The organism is Bacillus sp. 220_BSPC (genome assembly GCF_001054655.1).
GTDB lineage: Bacteria > Bacillota > Bacilli > Bacillales > DSM-1321 > Peribacillus > Peribacillus frigoritolerans.
This window is the reverse complement of record NZ_JVPL01000193.1, coordinates 1-3,638: the sequence shown is the minus strand read 5'-3', so window position 1 is coordinate 3,638 and position 3,638 is coordinate 1. Positions and strand designations below refer to the sequence as shown.

General features: G+C 32.7%; 3 protein-coding genes and 1 pseudogene. All 4 read right to left on the bottom strand.

The window, feature by feature from the left end:
* Nucleotides 1–173 (bottom strand): annotated as a pseudogene (locus tag ADA55_RS29420) (IS110 family transposase); the annotation flags it as partial.
* Between the two features lie 208 nt (nucleotides 174–381).
* Nucleotides 382–1,197, bottom strand: a complete 816-nt coding sequence (locus tag ADA55_RS15085; protein ID WP_048685332.1) for a lipid II flippase Amj family protein — start codon at nucleotides 1,195–1,197, stop codon at nucleotides 382–384.
* 304 nt (nucleotides 1,198–1,501) lie between these two features.
* A complete protein-coding gene (locus ADA55_RS15080) occupies nucleotides 1,502–2,362 on the bottom strand; it encodes an alpha/beta fold hydrolase (protein WP_048685328.1) in 861 nt (286 codons plus the stop codon).
* A 371-nt stretch (nucleotides 2,363–2,733) separates the two neighbouring features.
* Nucleotides 2,734–3,207: a DUF3574 domain-containing protein gene (locus tag ADA55_RS30540; RefSeq protein ID WP_226990478.1), complete on the bottom strand. Its 474-nt coding sequence runs from the start codon at nucleotides 3,205–3,207 to the stop codon at nucleotides 2,734–2,736.
* Nucleotides 3,208–3,638 lie beyond the last annotated feature (431 nt).

Below are 3,638 nucleotides of genomic sequence, written 5' to 3'. Positions count from 1 at the left end.
TCTAGAAACGAATGAAATCCTGCTTTCGTATTTTCAAAGAAACACGTTTTCCCCAGTTCCAACCCTCTAAAATCTTGTGCTCTTGCGACATGATTGTGTTTGGCGATGTCAACTCCGACAATTAAGGTTTCAGAAGTAATTTGAGTGATTTTATGATTTTGGTTATAATTCATTGTGAGGCCTCCGATAGATGTTTTTGTCCTTTTTAGCTTGCCAGCTCAGGACACATTCATCTTATCAAGAGGTCTTTTTTCGTTCAAACCTCATTTTCAGTTATTACAGGAATGCTGCCCCGATAGTTTCATAATAAAAAGCTGCCTTAAAGACAGCTCCGATCTTCAGCTAACGCACCCGTAACTTCTATAAGAAATGAGGTAATTATTAGACAATAAATTTGGTAAACCACGCAATATATCCTGCCCCAGGAATAAAAAATACTTGAGCTAGTATCGTTCCTAATAAACGAGAAGTAACCATCATAAGAGATACACCCTTGAGATTAAGGTAACTTCCCTTCTGATTTATTACGTCATCCGCAAGAATAGATATTTTAGGGTCAATAAAAATTATAAGTAAAATTGTAGCTATTCCATTTATAAGACCCGATGCCATAATAGCTGTTGTTGCTCTTTCTGGAGCTATTAAAGCAGCATATAGCGCAGATAACACTCCAATTGTATAGATTGCAGTAATTACCATATTAATCAAGAACAATCTTATGGGAATATCTTTCAATCTAATATCCTTTAAGTAAGAAAACTTTGGTAAATGAATGTGTTTTATCCCACGTTTAATGTATTCGAAGGTTAACCCCTTTTTTATCAAAGATGGTATAGAACCTCTTTCTTGAGATAAATGAACAATAGCCCTTGAAAAAATTGCAATAAAAGTAGGAAGTAAAAGAATACCTATAATTGTTCCTAATGTTGATGAACCAATAATGATTCTATATTGGTTTTCAACAAACTCTAGTGTATTTACTTTTGGAGCATTATCAACCAGGCTCCCTGTAAATGGTTGCTGCATCATATTCGCTAATCGAGAAATCATAACCATCAAGTTAAATAAGGATAGAGCTGAAGCTAACAATCTTACTCTTGCACCAGATAATCTGACTGCATATGCAAGTGTTTCGATAGAATGGATAATAAATATAAATAGAGATATAAGAATTAATTTTTCTGTTAAGAGTTCCAAAACAAATTACCTACTTTAATATTTTTCTTCCCATATTACCACATATATTTCCAATTTGTGTTATGGAACTATCCTGGCCCTTTAGTTCCATAAGAAAAGATCTCCCTTAAAGACAGCTCTGATCTTCAGCTAACGCACCCGTTAGTTCATTAAGAAAAGCGATTCTTATTAAAGAATCGCGCCCGATTGTGGAAGATTCATAATTTATAATAATTAGTATCATTATGGGTGCATATTAAATTCACCTTTTTGTTACATAATCAAGTGTTATCGGTAATTGAATTTTTGAGATATTATAAAGACTTTAACTAAGAAAATATTGCTTTATGTGTCTTGCAACTTCAATTGGATGATGTTCATTACAAGGGGAAAGATGATGTAATTTTGGGAGCATTAATGTTTGTGTTTTTGGAATTGTTCGACTTAATATTCGAATCATTTGGTGTACTGTTTCTGGACTTTTTTCTCCAGAAACTAATAATATATTTGCATTAATGAAACGATAATTGTTGTAAGTGTCTTCTAAGCGTTTTACTTCCTTATGTTCACATAAATTTGCTGGTAATAATTCTTTTATTTTACTCCAATGATCTCCACGTATTACCATACGTAAGATAAGTTTTGCGTACCAGTTAGGCATTCTTGTTAAAGGACTATGGCCTGCACCCCTTACAAAACTAGTAAATGCTTCTCTAAAATCTTTTTGGTTTATGGCCTTTTCATATTGTAATATCCAGTCCCAATTTGTTGGTAACGAACCTATAGAAACTCCAGGTTCATAGAGAGCTATTTTGGTAAAGGATTGAAACGTACGTGCAGTTTCTAAAGCTACGAGTCCACCATAGCTGTGTCCAAATACATAAATTGCATCTGTTACTTTTTGTAGCGCTTGAATATCTTCGCATTCTTTGTTAATAGAATACTTACTTCCCTGAGGCCCACTCTTCCCTCGTCCTCTTCGATCAATGATGTGGACTGTAAATGAATCCGATAGTTCTTGGGCAAGCACGCTAAGGTCCCTCCAATCATTTAATGCACCATGGATTAGAATAAAACTGGGTCCTTGGCCGATACTTTGATAACTAATGACTGTACCATCTTGTGATGTAAGTGTTGATTGAGTGAATGTATCTATAGGATATGTACTTTTTAAAATGTTTGACATATATAATTTCACTCCTCTGTATACACGGTTAGATTGAATTTATTATTGCTTACCTTACAATAGATTCGTATCAGTTAAAGAGTATTCCTCTTTATATATTCCATACAAAGCTAGTTAACAATAATTGCATATTTTAGGATGTAAGAAAAACGCGAATACCTTGGCTCACAAGATATTAAAACCAAAATCAAGTATTGATTTCGGTTTATCATTTTTATAAACGATTAAACTTTATTCAAAACGGTACGACTTTATTTTAAAACTACATCTTTAATGATCAAACGGTTATATGTAAAACTTAGTTACCATAATACAAATTAAAGGTATGCTTTTCAGTAAGCATACCTTTAAATAATTTTTTTATAGATCTTTTATTTAATAAAATACATTTTTCCATTTACTTCAATAGATACCGAAGACTGTTTCATTTCTTTTTTAAGATTTTTTGCATAAGCTACAACTTCATTAATTTTATTCTTATCTAACTTTTCAGTGAAACTATAAACAATGGTTACTTTTTCTTTAACTAATTTTTCATTGTCTCCTATCCAAGCTCCTGTTCCATCGTAAGAAGTAGCACCTCCAAACATATTAGAGAACTTCTCTAAAGACTGGTCAACATATTTGCTGTTATCAATAGGTTGATCAATATTGTAGGTAGATGGAACATAAATTTTTACAACATTGTCAAGATGGAATTGTCCTTTCAAAACATTTGATTGTTTTTCTTGAGTTGTTGATGTTTGTTTAGATGGGGGTTCAACATATACTGTATAAACAAATAACCCAACTAACATAAAGAATGCTAATACTTTAATTACTACTTTATTCTTCAGTTTTATCACTTCCCCTTATTTAATAATCCCTAATCAAAATAACAAATATAGGAAATTCATCTTTATAATATCAAAAAGGTATATTGACGTATATATACTTTTTTGTCGTTTTTTTAGGTTGTATACGGTATGCAAAGCTAGCTAAGATAATCACTCTTTAAGGAATCCATTAAAAATAAACCCCCTTGGTAGCCAAGGGGGTCTCTCATCTTCGAAATTATCGTTTATGCTGTAGCTTTGAAACAAAGTTTGATCATTTTTGTGTTCCTTAATCAACTAACGCACCTGTTCGTATTATAAGGTCATCCAGAAAATATTTCTGGTTGACCATTTTTTATATCGATATATGATAACCGTAGCCGGGGTAGAACGTCCGCACCTGTGGGACTAGATCCCGTCAACTAAACAGTTCGCCCCCTACTTGTAGAAACATGATTGAG

What these genes read in the sequence shown, in the direction of transcription:
- ADA55_RS15080 (WP_048685328.1), bottom strand. Translation starts at nt 2,362, where the DNA reads ATGTCAAACATTTTAAAAAGTACATATCCTATAGATACATTCACTCAA.